15 protein-coding genes are annotated in these 17,790 nt (G+C 48.1%); 6 read left to right on the plus strand and 9 right to left on the minus strand.

The features are described from left to right. Positions 1-148: 148 nt before the first annotated feature. A complete protein-coding gene (locus J9B83_RS10105) occupies positions 149-1,072 on the plus strand; it encodes a histone deacetylase family protein (RefSeq protein ID WP_211536637.1) in 924 nt (307 codons plus the stop codon). Between the two features lie 72 nt (positions 1,073-1,144). Here J9B83_RS10105 and J9B83_RS10110 read toward each other — a convergent pair whose 3' ends face one another. The 5 genes from J9B83_RS10110 to cysP all read right to left on the minus strand — a co-directional run bounded on the left by J9B83_RS10110 (position 1,145) and on the right by cysP (position 6,291). Continuing rightward, entirely contained in the window at positions 1,145-2,218 is a 1,074-nt protein-coding gene (locus J9B83_RS10110; protein WP_211536638.1) for a GlxA family transcriptional regulator, read from the minus strand. A gap of 98 nt (positions 2,219-2,316) precedes the next feature. Continuing rightward, positions 2,317-3,405, minus strand: a complete 1,089-nt coding sequence (locus J9B83_RS10115; protein ID WP_211536639.1) for a sulfate/molybdate ABC transporter ATP-binding protein — start codon at positions 3,403-3,405, stop codon at positions 2,317-2,319. Further along, positions 3,402-4,256 carry a sulfate ABC transporter permease subunit CysW gene (gene cysW / locus J9B83_RS10120; protein ID WP_211536640.1) on the minus strand — a complete coding sequence of 285 codons (855 nt, stop codon included), beginning with the start codon at positions 4,254-4,256 and terminating at the stop codon, positions 3,402-3,404. Before cysW ends, J9B83_RS10115 begins: the two co-directional genes overlap by 4 nt. A gap of 21 nt (positions 4,257-4,277) precedes the next feature. Further along, on the minus strand, positions 4,278-5,138 hold the full coding sequence (cysT, locus tag J9B83_RS10125; protein ID WP_211536641.1) for a sulfate/thiosulfate ABC transporter permease CysT: 861 nt from the start codon (positions 5,136-5,138) through the stop codon (positions 4,278-4,280). A gap of 139 nt (positions 5,139-5,277) precedes the next feature. Continuing rightward, a complete protein-coding gene (cysP, locus tag J9B83_RS10130) occupies positions 5,278-6,291 on the minus strand; it encodes a thiosulfate ABC transporter substrate-binding protein CysP (protein WP_211536642.1) in 1,014 nt (337 codons plus the stop codon). Positions 6,292-6,598: 307 nt separating this feature from the next. Here cysP and J9B83_RS10135 point away from each other — a divergent pair, with 307 nt between their 5' ends. Together J9B83_RS10135 and feoB are read left to right on the plus strand one after the other, a co-directional pair. Continuing rightward, a complete protein-coding gene (locus J9B83_RS10135) occupies positions 6,599-6,823 on the plus strand; it encodes a FeoA family protein (RefSeq protein WP_211536643.1) in 225 nt (74 codons plus the stop codon). Between the two features lie 114 nt (positions 6,824-6,937). Beyond that, positions 6,938-9,040 carry a ferrous iron transport protein B gene (gene feoB, locus J9B83_RS10140; RefSeq protein ID WP_211536644.1) on the plus strand — a complete coding sequence of 701 codons (2,103 nt, stop codon included), beginning with the start codon at positions 6,938-6,940 and terminating at the stop codon, positions 9,038-9,040. A 181-nt stretch (positions 9,041-9,221) separates the two neighbouring features. On the opposite strand, the gene J9B83_RS10145 is transcribed toward feoB, so the two are convergent. The 4 genes from J9B83_RS10145 to J9B83_RS10160 form a co-directional block, all read right to left on the minus strand. Further along, positions 9,222-11,525 (minus strand): YjbH domain-containing protein, encoded by a 2,304-nt coding sequence (locus J9B83_RS10145; protein ID WP_236037243.1) that lies wholly within the window; start codon positions 11,523-11,525, stop codon positions 9,222-9,224. Beyond that, a complete protein-coding gene (locus J9B83_RS10150; RefSeq protein ID WP_211536645.1) occupies positions 11,525-12,268 on the minus strand; it encodes a capsule biosynthesis GfcC D2 domain-containing protein in 744 nt (247 codons plus the stop codon). The genes J9B83_RS10145 and J9B83_RS10150 overlap by 1 nt, the downstream gene beginning before the upstream one ends. Beyond that, the gene (locus J9B83_RS10155; protein ID WP_211536646.1) at positions 12,268-13,029 is read right to left on the minus strand and encodes a YjbF family lipoprotein; all 762 of its coding nucleotides are present in this window, start codon (positions 13,027-13,029) and stop codon (positions 12,268-12,270) included. The genes J9B83_RS10150 and J9B83_RS10155 overlap by 1 nt, the downstream gene beginning before the upstream one ends. 86 nt (positions 13,030-13,115) lie before the next feature. Next, positions 13,116-13,481, minus strand: coding sequence for a hypothetical protein (locus J9B83_RS10160; RefSeq protein WP_211536647.1), 366 nt, complete (start codon positions 13,479-13,481; stop codon positions 13,116-13,118). Positions 13,482-13,788: 307 nt separating this feature from the next. Here J9B83_RS10160 and J9B83_RS10165 point away from each other — a divergent pair, with 307 nt between their 5' ends. The 3 genes from J9B83_RS10165 (at position 13,789) to J9B83_RS10175 (ending at position 17,691) form a co-directional block, all read left to right on the plus strand. Beyond that, positions 13,789-14,886 (plus strand): polysaccharide export protein, encoded by a 1,098-nt coding sequence (locus J9B83_RS10165; RefSeq protein WP_211536648.1) that lies wholly within the window; start codon positions 13,789-13,791, stop codon positions 14,884-14,886. 45 nt (positions 14,887-14,931) lie between these two features. Further along, positions 14,932-15,372: a low molecular weight protein-tyrosine-phosphatase gene (locus J9B83_RS10170; RefSeq protein ID WP_211536649.1), complete on the plus strand. Its 441-nt coding sequence runs from the start codon at positions 14,932-14,934 to the stop codon at positions 15,370-15,372. Positions 15,373-15,456: 84 nt separating this feature from the next. Then, a complete protein-coding gene (locus J9B83_RS10175; RefSeq protein WP_211536650.1) occupies positions 15,457-17,691 on the plus strand; it encodes a polysaccharide biosynthesis tyrosine autokinase in 2,235 nt (744 codons plus the stop codon). Positions 17,692-17,790: the final 99 nt, after the last annotated feature.

Genomic DNA, 17,790 nt, shown 5'->3' on the forward strand with positions numbered 1-17,790 from the left:
CTGATGCGTAATAAACATCCTATGACAGTAGCACGGATTTTAAAAAAGCGAATGATAGACGATAGTAGGGTAGATTGTCTGCGTGCCTTATGGCTTGATATGAAGCACTTAAGGATCAAACAATAAGAAACGAATTGGAAACACAGAGATGACCACGGCCTACATTACACACACATCTTGCGAACTCCACAACATGGGCGACGATCACCCCGAATCGCCCCAGCGGTTAGGTGCCATTCAAAACCGACTGATCATGGGGCAGCTGATGGATTTTTTACGTCGTCTAGAAGCCACCCCCGCGACGCGTGAGCAGTTGCTGCAAACCCACGATGACACCTACGTGAATGCCATGTTTGCCCGCGCGCCAGAAGAAGGTCACATCGAACTGGAACCAGAAACCCTAATGATGCCGCAAACCCTCGAGGCTGCCTTGTATGCCGCCGGTTCCGTGATCACCGCGGTGGATGTGGTGATGTCCGGTGAGATGGACAATGCCTTTTGTGGCATTCGCCCACCAGGGCATCATGCGGAATACGACAAAGCCATGGGCTTTTGTTTGTTCAATAACATCGCCGTGGGCACGCGTTATGCCATAGAGCAATACGGGTTAGAGCGCGTTGCCATTGTGGATTTCGACGCCCACCACGGCAATGGCACCGAAGACATCTTTAAATCCGACAGCCGCGTATTGTACGCTTCCAGTTATCAGCATCCGTTTTACCCCTACAGTGACCCAGGCGCGTCCCACGATAATATTCTGCACATGCCGCTCGAAGCAGGCTCGGGCAGCGAGGCTTTTCAAACCATCATGACGGAACAGCTGGTGCCGGCGTTAGACGCGTTTAAACCGCAACTTATTATGATCTCAGCGGGGTTCGACGCCCACAAAGAAGACCCTATGGCGCAACTTAGGCTCAGCGAATCTGACTTTACTTGGATCACCGACTTGCTTATGGACATGGCCGACCGTCATTGCGATGGCAAAATTGTCTCGGTCTTAGAAGGCGGCTACAACACCGACGCCCTAGGCCGTGCGGCGTTTTGCCACATCAAAAGTCTGATGAAGTTGTAACAAAAGACTTGTTCGCACGAGACGACAGATACCTTAAACAGATAGCTTAAACAGAGAGCTTATGGGAGACCGCTACACAGCCTGAGACAAACGACGTGTTTCCGTAGGCGATTGCCCAAAAAAACGATGATAGGTGCGGCTAAAATGAGCGGAACTGATAAAACCGCAAGCAATAGACACTTCAAAAACACTCAAGTTAGACTGCTGCAACAGTTGTCGGGCGTGGGTCAAACGGTGCTCAAGGTAATAACGTGCTGGCGTAACGCCCACGTTGACTTTAAATAAGCGCTCAATTTGCCGACGAGAAATACCGACCAACTTGGCCAGCTCGTCGATGCTTAACAAATCCTCTAAATTGTTTTCCATCAGCGTGATCGAATCTTTCACCGCATTGGGAATATGTAACTCAGAGCGCAAAAAGTGCTTGGTGATCTTGGTGCTGGTGGCGCTGTTTCTGTCTGAGCCAATCACCTCGGCCACGGCTTGGGAATAATCCGAGCCGTAAGCACTGACAATGTAATGCAACATCATATCGAGAGCGCTATTCGGCCCAGAACAAGTGAGCAAGGTGCTGTCTTGGGTGAGAGCGTGGGTGAAATTCGATGTCGACAAGTTCAGGTCAGGAAAGTGCTCTTCCATGATGGCTTTGTTGTCTTGGTGAATGGAAATCGCCTGACCGATGGGGATTTTGCTGTCGGCAATGTAAAAACTGCCGTTCCACAAGCCCATAATAGTGACATGGTATTGGGTCGCCTTGACCAATAAAGCATTGAGGCGTGGTTCGGACTTCAGCATGCTACGAAACCCACCACAGATCACCAAGATGGCGCCTTTTTCCAGCTTGATGTCTTGGATATTGCCGTTGGTGGGGATTTCGATGGAAATATCCGACAAGGCTTTACAGTCTTGCAGGCTGTACGTTTGGCAGTCGTAAATCGGCTGGTCGTGCACCATGTTAAGGGTCACCAAGGTGTCTAACACGACCGAAAAGCACGACATGGAAAAGTGATCAAGCAACACGAAATAGGCTTTTTTCGGCGGCGCTTGCTGGCTTTTCGCGGCATTTGAGTGAGAAAACAGCAAGTTAGCGCGCTTCAAATGACTCTGAAAGTGCGAGGTGTTCAGTTTATCGCCAGCGTCAACCATCTTTGTTCCTTATTGTATTTTTTCACACCATATCGCATATTTAACGCAAAATAAATGCCAAAATCAGGCGCTATACACCAATAAGAAAGTATTTTCCTTTACCAGTGCAATGGCGTGGGTTGAGCAAGATCATCGGCGAAAAAATACCCCGCTTTTGGGGTCACAAAAACGGTCTGGCCTTTTTCATAGCCATGCTGATCGAAGGCCTTATGAGGCAAATCGATTTCCCAAATGTCTTTGCTTTGCCAGCCAATAGGAGACAATTCAAGGCGAACTTCCGCCCCGATCGGGTTAATGGCGACCACTTTGAGGGGCAAATTCGCCTGCTCGGTGGGCGCGTCCGACACGAAAAACTCATGGGAGCGAACATACAACTGACCATCTTGCTGTTCAATGCCCTTTGGTAATTGCAGGCTGGCCTGCTGGTTTAGCCATTTCCCCTGATCGGCCTTGCCTTCAAAGACGTTGGCGTTGCCCAAAAAATCAAACACAAAACGGCTGTTGGGCGAAGCGTATAAATCGCCAGGTTTGTCTACTTGTTCGATGTAGCCGTTGCTCATCACCACCACACGATCCGATAATTCCAGCGCTTCTTCTTGGTCGTGGGTCACGAACACACTGGTAAAGCCCAATTCTTCGTGTAAGCCACGCAACCAGCGGCGCAATTCTTTGCGCACCTTGGCGTCTAGAGCGCCAAAGGGTTCGTCGAGCAGCAAGACTTCCGGCTGAGTCGCCAAGGCGCGCGCCAAGGCAATACGTTGTTTTTGACCACCGGACAGCTGCGACGGGAAGCGGTTTGCCAAATGCGCCAGTTGCACCATGTCCAATAAATGCATGACACGTTTTTTGATCTCGCTTGGGCTAGGGCGTTCTTTGCGCGGCAATACATCTAGGCCAAACGCCACGTTGTCGGCCACGGTCATATGGCGAAATAGGGCGTAGTTTTGGAACACAAAACCGACGCGACGATCGCGCACGTGCAAGTTGGTCACATCGCGGTCGCCAAATTGAATACGACCCGTGTCGGCGCCTTCCAGCCCAGCAATAATACGCAGCAAGGTGGTTTTACCGGAACCAGACGGCCCTAGCAAACCGATCATTTCGCCTTCTTGAATGTCTAACGACAAGGGCGACAAGGCCTGAAACTGGCCGAAAGTTTTAGAAATGTGTTCAATCAAAATACTCATAGAGTCGCTTCCTGTCGTTCTTGGCGCCATTCGATAAAGGCTTTAAATAGCAAGGTCAGTAGGGCAATAAAAGCCAGTAGCGAAGCACTGGCAAAGGCCGCGGCGGCTTGGTAATCCTCGTATTGCAACTGCACATGTAGGGGCAGGGTGTTGGTTTCACCACGAATATTCCCCGACACCACAGACACGGCACCAAACTCACCAACGGCACGGGCGTTGGTCAAAATCACCCCATAAATCAGCGCCCACTTGATATTGGGCAAGGTCACGCGGCGAAACAATTGCCAGCCAGAGGCGCCCAGAATCACCGCGGCTTCTTCGTCTTCGCGGCCTTGTTGTTGCATTAAAGGGATCAATTCGCGGGCGACAAAGGGGCAGGTCACAAACACGGTGACCATCACAATGCCCGGCCAAGCAAACATCAGTTGAATGTCTTGTTCGTACAGCCAAGCACCGATCCAACCGTTGTTGCCGTACAGCAGCAAATACAACAAGCCCGCCACCACGGGGGATACGGCAAAGGGGATGTCCATAAGCGTCATTAATAGCTTGCGACCGGGGAACTCAAAGCGGGTGACCGACCACGCCAGCATCACGCCAAACACCAAATTCACCGGCACGGTGAGCGCCGCCACCAAGAGGGTTAAACCAATGGCGTGCAGGGTATCGGCTTCCAGCAAGCTATTGAAATAATGCGCCGCGCCTTCCACAAAGGCCTGCTGGAAAATCGCGATTAAGGGCACGACCAATAAAATTGCGGTCAAGAATAAGGTTAAGCCAACCAACAGCCACTTCACTAGCGGGTTGTCGCCGACTCTGAGTTGGCTGGAAGCCTGTTTTTTAGAAGACATAAGGGTTCCCTGTAAATAGTCCTAGTTGCGACCATGAAGACGACGCAAATAACGCGCCTGCCAAATATTAATCGCGAACAAGAGAATCAGCGACGCCATCAACACCACAGACGCAATGGCGCTGGCGGCAGGAAAGTCAAACTCTTGCAAGCTGACGAAAATCATCAAAGAGGTGATTTCACTCACATAAGGCATGTTGCCGGCGATAAAAATCACCGCACCAAATTCCCCCAAGCTGCGAGTAAAGGACAGAGCAATGCCCGTCATCAAAGCGGGCCATAAGGCGGGGAAAATAACGCGACGAAACACCGACCAGTCCGACGCACCCAAGGTCATGCCGGCTTCTTCTTCCTCGGGGGAGAGTTCTTCCAACACCGGTTGTACAGTGCGTACCACAAAGGGAATGCTGGTAAACGCCATGGCCAGCACTATGCCCCAAGGCGTGTAGGCGATCTTGAGACCTAGGCTACTCAGAATGTCGCCATACCAGCCGTTTTGCGCATATAGGGTGGCCAAGGTAATGCCCGCCACCGCGGTGGGTAAGGCAAAGGGCAAATCCACCAAGGCATCGAGAATACGTCGCCCCCAAAAGTCATAGCGCACCAAGACCCAAGCCAATAACAAGCCAAAAAAGCCATTAAACACAGACGCGATCAAGGCCGCCCACAAGGTAACCTTATAACTGGCGACCACACGCTCATCGCTGATCACTTCCCAGTAACGCGCCCAACCCATATCCACCGACTGCATAATCAAGCCCGTCATCGGCAATAGAAGAATCAAGCTGATAAACAGCAAGGAGGTACCCAAGCTCAAACTGAGTCCGGGTAAGACACGTTTGTGACGAGGACGAATAGGGGCGGCGCTTAAGTGTGTTGCCATGGGGGTTGCCTATGTATTTTGCTTGTGTGTTTTGCTTATAAGTCTTGCTTTGCATTAAGTACTGTATTGCCAACAATGTGCTGCTGAGTACAGAAAAAGCCGAACACAGGGTGCTCGGCTTTATTGTGCGTTTTAGCGCTTAACGACGTTGTAATTGATCAAGCTTGCCGCCATTTTTAAAGATCTCTTGGGTGGCTTTTGGCCAGCCACCGGCGATTTCTTCGACGGTCAACAAGGTCACTTCTGGGAACTGCTCAGCAAACTCGGCTTTTACCACGTCGTTATGAACACGATAGTTAAATCCGGCGAGCAAACGCTGAGACGCTTCGCTGTATAAGTAATTTAAGTATTCGTGGGACACGGCTTCGGAGTCGTTACGCTTGGCGTTTTTTTCAACCACGGCCACAGGAAATTCCGCCAAAATAGAGGTTTTTGGCACCACGACTTGGTATTCGTCCGCGCCGTATTGGTTACGGATGTTATTCACCTCTGATTCAAAAGTGATCAACACATCGCCAATGCCACGCTCTACGAAGGTTGTTGTGGCGCCACGGCCGCCGGTGTCAAACACAGCAACGTTTTTCAAGAAGGTTTTCAAGAAGTCATTCACCGCGGTTTCTTGGTCTTTGCCGAACGTTTTCTGTGCGTAACCTTGCGCGGCTAGATAGGTGTAGCGACCGTTGCCAGAGGTTTTTGGGTTCGGGAACACAAGGGCCACATCGTCACGAACAAGATCGCCCCAGCTTTGAATGTTCTTTGGATTGCCTTTGCGCACCAAAAACGCGGTGGTGGAGTAGTAAGGTGAGCTGTCGTTCGGGAAGGCTTTTTTCCAATCCGCTGGGATCATCTTAGCTTTGTCGTGCAACACTTGCACATCGGTCACCTGATTGAAGGTCACCACATCGGCTGACAAACCGTTCATGATGGCGTTGGCTTGTTTAGACGAGCCTGCGTGAGACTGCTTGATCTCGATGGTTTTGCCTGTGGTCTCCAACCAATGTTTTTCGAACGTTGGGTTGTAGGTGGCAAACAACTCACGAGCAATGTCGTAAGAAGTGTTTAAAATGGTTTGATCAGCCGCGGAGGCATGAACCGCACCGCTTAATAATACAGTGCCAAGAACAGATTTAATGGAGCGGGATGTGACTTTCATAACGACCTCAATACAAAGCGGTGGTAACAAATAACTAGGATGCCGAGAAGATTAAAGTAAACTTTTTGTTATTACAAATGTTTCAATTAGAACTTTTTGGAATATTAATAAGACCTTCTTTAAACACCTTCTTAAACACTTTATTTAAAAACCACCTTAAACACCTTTTGATTGGGTTTTGGTGTTTTTACTGAATTGTTGCGTATTCGATGTGGTGAGAAAGCAGGGATATGGGTCATAATACGCACACTGTTTGTACTGATAATTGTTCTCGTGTGTTCTTGTCCCTTTTCTGGTGGAGGCGTATATGGTGTTATCCGAGTTACTTAAAGGCCATGTGGCGGTTATTCGCGACGTTTCTCACCCTCAAAAGGACATGCAGCAGCAATTATTGGCGCTGGGGTTTGACCCTGGCGAAACCATACAACTGATGACAAAAGCCCCTTTTGGCCAGTCTTTGCAAGTCAAAGTCGGTGCCACCTTGGTGGCGATCCATGCGAGCGATGCCCACCATGTGCATCTTTGTGATTAAGCCCTGCTGGGTGTTTTTAGCGTCTTTTTTTCACAGTTTGAAGTTTTTCATAGTTTGAAGCTTTCATAGCCTGAAGCTTAAGTATTCTTTCCCATACAAGAGACCGTCGTACTCATGACCTTTCACACCACCTTGGTCGGTAATCCGAACACAGGAAAGACCACCTTATTTAATAAATTGGCTGGTACTCGCCAAAAAGTCGGTAATTGGGCGGGCGTCACCGTTGATTGCAAAACCGGCGTATTTGTCAGCGCTGGCGAACGTGTCGACATGACAGACCTGCCAGGCATTTACAGTTTAAACAACCAAACCGGTGGCATGGACGAAGTGGTCGCGCGACGCTTTTTGACCGAAAGCGATTACGACGTGATTGTCAACGTGGTAGACGCGACGAACTTAAAGCGAAATTTGAAGCTTACTCAAGAGCTGGTGGCACTGGGTCGACCTATGGTCATTGTGCTGACCATGACGGATTTGGCGCGCAAATTAAACGTGATGCCAGATGTGGAGCGCTTGTCGAAAAACATCGGCGTGCCCGTTATCGATGGCTACGAATTGTCCATGGCAGACCTGCAAGCCAAGTTATTGGCTTTATTTTATGCGCTGCCTACGGCGTTAGACAGCTTGCTAAAAAACACCGCATCAGCGCCCACAAAAGTGCCCGAGGTATCGACTTGGCTGCACAATGTTCAGTCGGGTACAGGTCGAGTGCAAGCCAAAAACATCACCGATAAGATAGACCAAATTGTTCTGCACCCTTGGTTCGGGATTCCTATTTTCTTGTTGGCCATGTACGCCATGTTTGCCGTGGCGATTGGTGTGGGCACCTTGTTTATCGACCCGATCGATAGTTTTGCTGGCTATTGGTTTGTCACCTTTCCAAGTTATTGGATGGCGCAAATCGGTGTGCCTCATTGGGTGATAGTGTTATTAGCGAATGGCTTAGGCGGCGGTGTACAGCTGGTGGCGAGTTTCATCCCTGTGATCGGTTTTTTGTACCTGTGTTTGAGTATCTTAGAAGACAGTGGTTACATGGCGCGGGCGGCGTTTATTGTTGATCGTATTATGTCGTCGATTGGTTTGCCGGGTCAGGCGTTTATTCCCTTGTTGCTGGGCTTTGGTTGTAATGTCCCTTCTATTATGGCGACCCGCAGTCTCACTAATGTTAGGCAACGCATGCTCACCATGGCGATGGCGCCTTTTATGTCCTGTGGGGCGCGCTTGGCGGTGTACGTGATGTTTGTGTCGGTGTTTTTTCGGGAGAACGGCGGCGTGTTGGTGTTTGGGTTGTATCTGTTGGGCATCGTCATGGCGGTGGGCACCGCGTGGATTTTTCGCAAGCAGCTGTTTCGCAATGTGCGGGTCAGCGTGTTAATGGAAATGCCCCATTACCATCGTCCTCGTTGGAGCAATGTTGGCTTGTCGAGCTGGCATAAGGTGCGAGGCTTTATTCTGCGAGCCGGCAAAACCATTGTGTTGGTGTCGGCGGTACTGACGATATTAAACGCCGTGCCGCCTTGGCAAACGAGTGACGACAGCGAAGCATCGTCTGCGCCTTCGGCCTTGGCACAGATCGGACAAGTGATCACGCCGATGTTTTCCCCGATTGGCATGGGCGAAGAAAACTGGCCCGCTGCGGTGGGCATTTTCACCGGCATTCTAGCCAAAGAAGCCGTAGTCGGCACCATGGACACCCTTTATAGCAGTTTGAACAGCAAAGAGAGCGGCGACCTTGGTGGCACGGCAGCAGACTACGAATCGCCTTTGAGTAACCTAGTGAGCGTAGTGACGCTATTGGGTTCCAACTTGGCCGGCGTGGTGACCACCTTGACCGACCCATTGGGCTTAACCAGCGTCAGTGAGGCAAAAAGCCAAGCCATGACACCAGGGCACAGCAACATGATCGCCTTGTTCGATGGTTGGAAAGGTGCGTTTTCGTACTTGGTTTTCGTGCTGTTATACACCCCTTGTGCCGCGACCATAGGCGCCTTGATGAAAGAGGGCGGATTACTCTGGACAAGTGTTGTCGTCGCCTGGAGCACCTCCGTGGCGTACGTTACCGCCGTGTTCAGCTTTCAGTTGCTAACCTTTACGGAACACCCAGTAAGCGCCAGCATCACCATTGGCCTCGCCGGCCTGTGGCTCATCCTCTTCATCATTGCACTGAAAAAATGGGTCAAACCCAAAATAGACAACAATATTATTGCCGTGGGGTGAGAGTGGGCTCAGTACTTGTAGGTCGGGCTTTAGCCCGAATGCCACAAAACCTGCAACATCGATAAAACAAGACATTAACGCTAAACCTCATGTTTGTTTTTCAATAGAAGCATCACAACAAGCATAAGATCTTCGGTAATCGGCCTAAAGGCACGACCTACAAGGTCGGTCTTTCGTTTGGCTAGTTCTGGTTCGGTCTTTGGTACCAAGGCGAGACCATGTCGGTGATTTCAAAGAGTTCATTACGCTTGTCTAGCTTCTGGCCACCATCTCGGGTAATAGGCTGCCAGCTGATGTCCGCTCGGCTGTTGTTTGGTCTGAGGGAAATGGTGTCGAACGGAATGGACATGTAAAAGCCCTTAGTAAAACTGCCTTCACCAAATTCTTCCGCAGACATGTCTGTTTTACTGGCATAGGCGCCGATAATGACACCGCTTTTATACTGCTTCGAGACGTCGAGTCGTGCACCAACATCCGAGGCGAGGAATTGCCCTACATCAAGTTGAATCAGGAAGTCTTCCATAAAAGAAAAATCAGTTTGGTAATACAGCGAAAGGTGGCCAGTTGTTCCTTGAGAAAGCACTTTCGTGTCGGAGCCATAGGCATCATCGCTGCCAAATAGACCGAATACACTGCTTGGATCCCGCTGAGATATGGCATTCACATCTAGGCCGACAGCCCAGTTAGAATGGGGGCGACGATATAGAATTTCAGAACCAACACCGGCAAACATGGTTTCTAGGTAACCACCGTATATCTGTTGATACCAGTTCTTTCCATAGTTCCCGAACCACGTCAGTTGTAAATTATCCATGTACGCGTCGTTATCGTGAATGTAAGCACGGATTAATGTTCTGACTCGATAGTTATTCGTGCCATCTTCGAGTAGAGAGCTGTTTAATTGATCTAAGTTGTCTAAGAGGTTAAGTGAAACTGAGCTGGACAGTTCAAGATTGGAGCTAAGCCAATAAGAAGCGTCGCCTTCAAGGGTGATGCTGTATAGATAAAAACTTTCAGGGTTGCCGATGGATTGTGTTAAATCGGGGCTGATATTGTAGTTAAAAGGCTTAAATTGGTCATAAATTGGCTCGTTATCCAGTATGTCGTAAGGATCGTCATTAGGGAGCTCAAGTAAGGCGTCTTTAATGTTTGGATTAAAGTATTGAACAGTGGCGATGTCTCGGTAGCCTTGAGCTGAGATTTCTGTGTATTTAACGGGAATGTTTTTTTGCGTCTCAATTACTTGATATTGAGTGACTGAACTAGGCAGATGGTTGGCCAATACAGCCGCGGCACGCTCAGCAGCAAGCTCACGGTCGCGATATTTACCTTGTTCGGCAACAAGGGTGACAGATTCGCCTTGGTCATCGTCTTGGTACACCTGATGAGTACGATAGCCCGCCACGTCGGACAGCTCTGCGGTCACATTGCCCCAGTCCACAGCGTTTAAATCAGTGGCTTGCTGATCTCCTAGGGCGGGTATGGGGGTGTCGATCCAGGGTGTTTTAATGGTGTCGAAATTACTCGCGAAAGTAAGACCTAGCGTGGTGGTGGTTCCTCGTTCGTAACCCACGCGCAAACTGAAGTTTTCGTTAAGTGCGTAAATGGCCCCTATGTTCCATGGTGTGCGAGGTGTCATGTCAATACCAGCATCCAGTACTGGCTTGTCTCGACTGTAATCGTTACCGTCGTATTCGAGTTTAAAGCTTAAGGGGGCGAAAGGAGTTTGATATTCAATACCGCCAAACAAGGCGGCGGGACCGGTAAACCAACGTTGGTAATCGATGGAGCCACCATTGTCCGTGGTAGAGCTAATGCGATCACAATAACGATCTGCCACAGTGCAGGTTGGGTTGCTGATGTTGTCGCGTGTTCCGAAATACCCCCAACCCATGCCCAAAGTAAAATCAAAGGCACCGTAGTGGTCAGTTGAAAAACGTTTTGTTGCCGCGACAAACTCGCCATCGAACAAACCCGTACCGCCAAGGTCTCTTAACCCCACCGATACCTCTGGGCGCCATTGGTTTTCTGTCCATAAACGAAATTTTGCATCAATACCTTTGTCTGCCAGTTTGGTATCACCACTGAACTCTTCTTTATTACTGTATAAAAGGTCTTCCACCTGGGTGTAGCGTAGTGTCGTTTCGAACCATGGTGTTACTTGTAGCGACAAAGTATAGAACTGATACTCACTGTTATGGTTATAGCCAATGCTCACCATTCCTTCTTCTGTCATACGACCTGTTGGCATCTGCAACAAGCCGACACCACCTAGGTCAGATTGTGTTGGTGTTAAAGCAGGGGTTTGAAACGGCGTGTCTTTAATTAACAAAGGTGTTTGATCGAGAGGAGCACTTTCTTCAAGAACATTCAGAGACTGAGCTTGTGCAGGAGACACCATCCCTGCACACATCAACAATCCCAAAGTACGATAATGATCACAGCGGTATTTATGCAATCGTTTGAAAAGGGAATAAGAAAACATTATGGCTCCAAACGTAAGGCAAGTAAGTGTGCAATGTGGCGATTAAGATCACGATGTTCCGCTGGTAAATCAGGCAGACTAATAAATAAAGTGGCACCAGGGGTAAGGAAAGCGCGCTGATGTTGCCATTGAATGTTGTTTACGTGGAACACCTGACGATCCGCTTGGACAACCCACACCGAAGGGTGGAATTCACCATTGGGTAAGTGGTTCAAATACCCTTTTATATCTTGGTTTGGCTGAAAAGGTAAGCGGGTGGTCTTGTTTTGTGTGGTATCGATAAGAGCAATGTGGTTGGGCCGAGGCGGCAAATAAAGAGAATAGTCGGCAATTAAAAGAGGGTCTTGTTTATCGCCAACACGCACCTTGTCTATGTCCGTGTTGATCGGTTCGAAAAAGGCAAAATCCAATAACGCTAACTGATTGGCTAGATGAGTTGCATCGTCTCTTTGTAGCGCTTGTAGCTGAGCAATAATGGCATGCTCAGCGGCATCTACTTCAGCCTGTCTATTGGGGTTAATTAAGCCCGATGCTAACGGGTAGACGTTATAATCAAGCTGAGCATGGGTATCTTGTAATGCTTGGGACAAGCGCACGCCTTCAGGGTAGAGCTTGCTTGTATTGGTTTGCATTAGTGTCAAAGCAGCCTGCTGAGTATTGCTCGCATAGCCGGTTGAAACGAAGCAAAAAAATAAAAAAAGGTATTGAGACACTCTGTGGAAAAAGCTAACAGTCTGAGTCATCACTGAATTCCCTGTGTTTTTATCTCGGTGATAAAAGGTTTAATCATCAGCATATCGATTTTCGTCATTTTGGGGCCAATATACTGGGTGCTTTTCACCACGTAAGCCTGAAGCGCATCGGTTTGGGCGACGACCCAAAAATCATTAATAACATGGCTGTTTAACGCATCGAATTTAACGTGTTCTTGAATCTTCTGTGCGGGTTGATTCCATAAAACAGATTCCACGATTTCTTCACCTAAGGCGACACTGTCTACAATGGCCGTAAAACCGAAGCGATAGCCTGGGGACCAGTCATACATGGCTTGCCAAGCGTCTCTAGGAGAGGGTAAAGCGGGAACCATTCTTTGTGAAGGCGAAGCTTCAATCAAGCCTTCAATATTGGTAGATGGAAATCCTGTTGTTTTAACGATGCGTCCGTTTTCTGTGACTATGGTGGCCTTGTCTTGGGCTATCCAGGTCAATCTAGGTACATCGCTGTTTGGAATGGGGTCAATAAATAGCAGCACCATTAAAACGGGATTGCTGTCATTGATGTTTACAAGGGCGCTGGCAAAAGGCAGGTTTTGTAAATGTTCCGTTGAAATGGCCTGACCACGACTGAGCTCTAATACATTGTTAAATCTATTGATGGCATTATTTGAATTATTGGCGCAGCCAGACAATACAAATACGCTGACCAGCGCTAAAGTAGCAAGGCGGAAACGATGCAATAAAATGCAAAGGTGTGATTTCAACGTCAAAAAATAAACAGGTGTCATAATCTTGACCAAGCAGTAGGAAAAGAAAATCGCTTAACGAGTGTTAAGCGATTTCAGTTGGTTTACAGCAAAACAAGCAGTAATGCTTAGTTTGTAGATGACGGCGCTGTGTTATCGCTAGCGGCGACAGCAACACTGGCTGCGGTAGCAACCGCAAGCGTGGTTGCCGCTGTTGCTGCTGCAACAGAACCGACAGTTGCAGCAGTCGCTGCGGCAGTAGATGCTGCTGCGGCGCCACTTGCTGCCGCTGCACCAGTAGAAGCTGCTGCGGCGCCTGTAGAAGCCGCTGCACCGGTTGACGCCGCAGCGCCTGTAGAAGCTGCACCTGTAGAGGCGGCAGCACCAGTTGAAGCACCGGTAGAGGCGCCTGACGCTGCGCTGCCTGCCGCTTCGCCGTATGCTTGGCTAGCTAGGCCAAGAGCTACGATAGTAGCTAAAGTAGTAAGTTTCATAATGATTCCTTGTTTTTAAAACATCGATGTTTGAAGAATTCTCTTCAAAATTGATTTTAGGGTAACTAATGAACAAATGTAAGCGTATTGTACAAAATTTGTGGTGAGGGTTCCGAAGTAAGGTTGGATTGTGCAAGAAAATAGTTGAAATTTTATGTATATTTATCAATGTATTAGATGATTTTTTTTACAAAAACAGGCTATTTTTTATCATTAGTGATCCAAAATTAACTACAGTAAATTGTTGAAATATACTACACTGCTGCCAAAATTAATTTTAGGTAAGTTGTAACAACACACCATGCATATGAAGAAGTTTGTTTTATCCGTCATAATGCCCACCATTTTGCTGACAGGCTGTGCTTATCAGGGTTCGCATTTTTCAGTGGAAGATAGTGAATACTTAGAAAGTAATGAGCCTGTCGACATTTCTGATCTCGTGAATGTTTATTCACTGACTCCTCAAAAAATTGCGGAATTGCGAACGCTAAAGCCTGCACCTGCTTCAAACCCTGAGTTAGATGTTGAAATCGTTCAGTATGAATACCGCATTGGAGTGGGAGATATTCTAAACATTACCGTATGGGATCATCCTGAATTAACCATACCTGCTGGGGCGTATCGCAGTTCTGCTGAGGGTGGTAATTGGGTACATGCAGACGGCGCTATATTCTACCCCTATATTGGTCGTGTGAACGTTCTAAACAAAACGGTGGAAGAGATTCGGGTCGAAGTGTCCGAACGACTGTCGCGCTTTATAGAAAGCCCGCAAGTAGATGTCAATGTGGCGGCGTTTCGATCTAAGCGTGCTTATATTACCGGAGAAGTCAGCAGCCCTGGACAGCAATCCCTTTCCAACATCCCGATGACATTGTTAGATGCAGTCAACGCAGCTGGCGGTTTAGGCAGTTCGGCGGATTGGCGTAATGTGTCTTTGACTCGCAATGGCAAAGAAGAAACCGTGTCCTTGTTCGCTCTAATGCAACACGGTGACTTAACACAAAATAGACTGTTAAGACCCGGAGACATTGTTCATGTGCCGCGAAATGATGGACAAAAAGTCTTCGTGCTAGGGGAGGTGAACGACCCTCAGTTGCTTAAAATTGATCGTGCAGGTATGAGCCTGACAGAAGCCCTTAGTAATGTGGGCGGTATTAACGAATTAACCGCCGATGCCACAGGTGTGTTTGTGTTCCGTGGGACGCGAGGTGATAAAGACAAGCAACAAATAGCGGATGTGTATCAATTAAACGTTAGAGATGCCTCTGCATTAGTAATGGGTACCGAATTTGACCTGCAAGCCTATGACATTGTTTATGTTACTGCATCGCCTATTGTGCGCTGGAATCGTCTTATCAGCTTATTGTTGCCAACCATCACCCGTTATAATGCATTGGCAAACTGAGCCTAGTGGCGAATAACAGTAGACAAGATTTAAAAAGGATAGGCCGTGTTTGAAAAGGTGTTAGTAGTGTGTGTAGGGAATATTTGCCGGTCGCCAACAGGCGCCGCCTTATTGAGACAGTTATTACCCAATAAACAGATAGCGTCGGCCGGTATTGCCGCTGAGAAAAGTGGCTTGGTTGGTCACACTGCGGATTCTGTGGCAATGGCGACTGCTCAGCAGCATGGAATCGATTTATCTCACCACAAAGCTCAACAGTTAACTGTTGGGCTTTGTCAGCAATATGACCTCTTGTTAGTGATGGAAAAAGGTCACCTTGAAGCGGTTACTCGTATTGCCCCCCATGCCAGAGGCAAAACCATGCTATTTGGTGAGTGGATTGGCAAACAAGACATTCCAGACCCTTATCAGCAAAGCCAAGAAGCCTTTGACCACGCCTACGCATTAATAGAGCGCGCTGCCCACGCTTGGAGCAAAAAACTCTAGTGGTAAGTAAAAAGTTAAGCAAAAAAGTTAAGCAAAGATCAAATAGACACCCCCTAGTTCGACTTAAAAAGGTTTAAAAGAGTTATGACAGTGAAGCAAGGCAATACGCCATTAAGCCCAGAAAACGATGAAATTGATCTAGGGCAATTATTTGGTGCGCTAATCGACGCACGTTGGTTAATCATTGCCATCACCTCCTTGTTCGCCGTGATAGGGGTGGCTTACGCTCTACTGGCCACGCCTATTTACAAAGCCGATGTGTTGATGCAGGTAGAGAAGGGAGCCGCTGGCGCGTCCGCATTGCTAGGGGGGGAAACAGGAGAAATGTTTTCCAATGAGCCTTCCTCCTCAACGGAAATAGAAATCATCAAGTCACGAATGATTCTAGGGATGACGGTTGATAACCTTAACTTAACCACACGTGTTCAACCTGTGTATCTACCTTATGTGGGTGAGGGTATTGCTAGGCTGACCAATAATCAAGCAAAGGCGCAAGTCGAGCGTTTTCAGACACCAGAATGGGAAACGCAAACCGCCTTTACGGTTGTGTTAACGTCACCAGAGCAAGGTGAGTTCACGCTGTATGATATGGAAGAACGCCCCATCTTATCTGGCACGGTAGGTCAAGTGGCTAAAAATAACGGCTATGAGTTGTTTCTGAGTCAATTGACAGGCGACGCAGGACAAGAATACCGATTAACCAAACGGTCACGTTTTGGGGTGATTCAGTCTTTGCAGGGTGGTTTGGAGATTGCCGAAAAAGGTAAGGGTACGGGTATTTTAGAAATGACCTTCACCGGCAGTGACAAAGAGGAAATTAAAGCCATCATCAACGACATCAGTCAAAATTACTTTGTGCAAAATGTTGAGCGCAGCTCTGCTGAGGCTGAGAAGAGCCTGGAATTTCTAGATGCCAACCTTCCTAATGTCAAAAACGAACTGATTGCAGCAGAAGATAGGTTTAACAGCTTTCAGCAACAAAACGGCTCCATAGACCTAGGTTTTGAAGCGCAAACTATGCTGCAAGCCATGGTCACCATTGACAACAAACTCAATGATTTGGCTTTTAAAGAGGCTGAGCTGAGTCAGCGCTTCAAAAAAGATCATGTGTCCTACCAATCACTGCTTAGAAATCGCGACCTGCTATTAAAAGAAAAGGCGAAGCTCGACGAACAGTTGCAAGGTGTGCCCTTAGTGCAGCGTGAAGCCTTGCGTATCAAGCGCGATGTGGATGTAAATCAGCAAATCTACATCAAGCTGTTAAATAAAGTACAAGAGCTGAGAGTGGTCAAAGCCAGTACGGTAGGTAACGTGCGAATACTGGATGAGGCGCAAGTGTACGCAGGTGCCATTGAGCCGAAAAAACCGCTCATTGTGGTCATCGCGACCCTGCTAGGTGGCATGTTGGCCGTTGGCTTGGTCTTATTGCGTACCGCCTTACACAAAGGGATTCAATCGCCAGAGCAAATAGAAGAAGTTGGCTTGTCTGTTTACGCCAGTGTGCCTAAATCGGCTCAGCAACTAGCATTAAGTGAAAAAATACAAGAGAAAAGCAAACGACTGAAAAAACGCCGCCACCGCACGGCGGCAAACTCAGACAATAAAGGTGCGACAGAACAGCCAGACTTAAGCCAGTTTCTGCTAGCCGAAGCCAATCCAGCCGATTTGGCCATAGAGTCTTTGCGAGGCCTACGAACTAATTTACACTTTGCCATGTTGGAAGCCAAAAACAACATTCTTATGATATCGGGTCCATCGCCTAGTGTGGGTAAATCGTTTGTGTCGGCTAACTTTGCTGCTGTTGCAGCGAAAACAGGGCAAAAAGTGTTGTTGATCGATGCTGATATGCGTAAAGGTTACATTCAAAAACACTTTAATTTAGACGCCAACAATGGCTTATCGGACCTGCTTAGTGGTCAGATCGCTCAAGAAGACTGCATTAAAGCTACGGCCATCGCCAACCTGAACATAGTCACTCGTGGACACTTGCCTCCGAATCCATCAGAGCTCTTGATGAACTCACGCTTAAAAACGTTGTTGGAGTGGGCATCTGAGAACTATGATCTGGTGATCATAGATACCCCACCTATCTTGGCGGTAACAGACGCGGGTATCGTCGGTAGTTTGTGTGGCACCAGCCTTATGGTAGGGCGTTTCGACCAAAACACCGTGAAAGAAATTGAAATCGCCTACAATCGATTCGACCAAGCGGGTATAGAAATCAAAGGCTTTATCCTCAACGCCGTCGAGAAAAAAGCCAGCAGTTACTACGGTGGTTACGGCTACTACAACTACAGCTACAAAAGCGACACTAAATAAATCCACTCTGGCCTATGGTTAGCCCCGTAGGCCAGTGTAGGCTAGGGACGAAGTGTACCTGACCGCCGATACTTTCCTAAAAAGTCGATATTTTGTTAA

Source organism: Marinomonas vulgaris (genome assembly GCF_018145875.1).
GTDB lineage: Bacteria > Pseudomonadota > Gammaproteobacteria > Pseudomonadales > Marinomonadaceae > Marinomonas > Marinomonas vulgaris.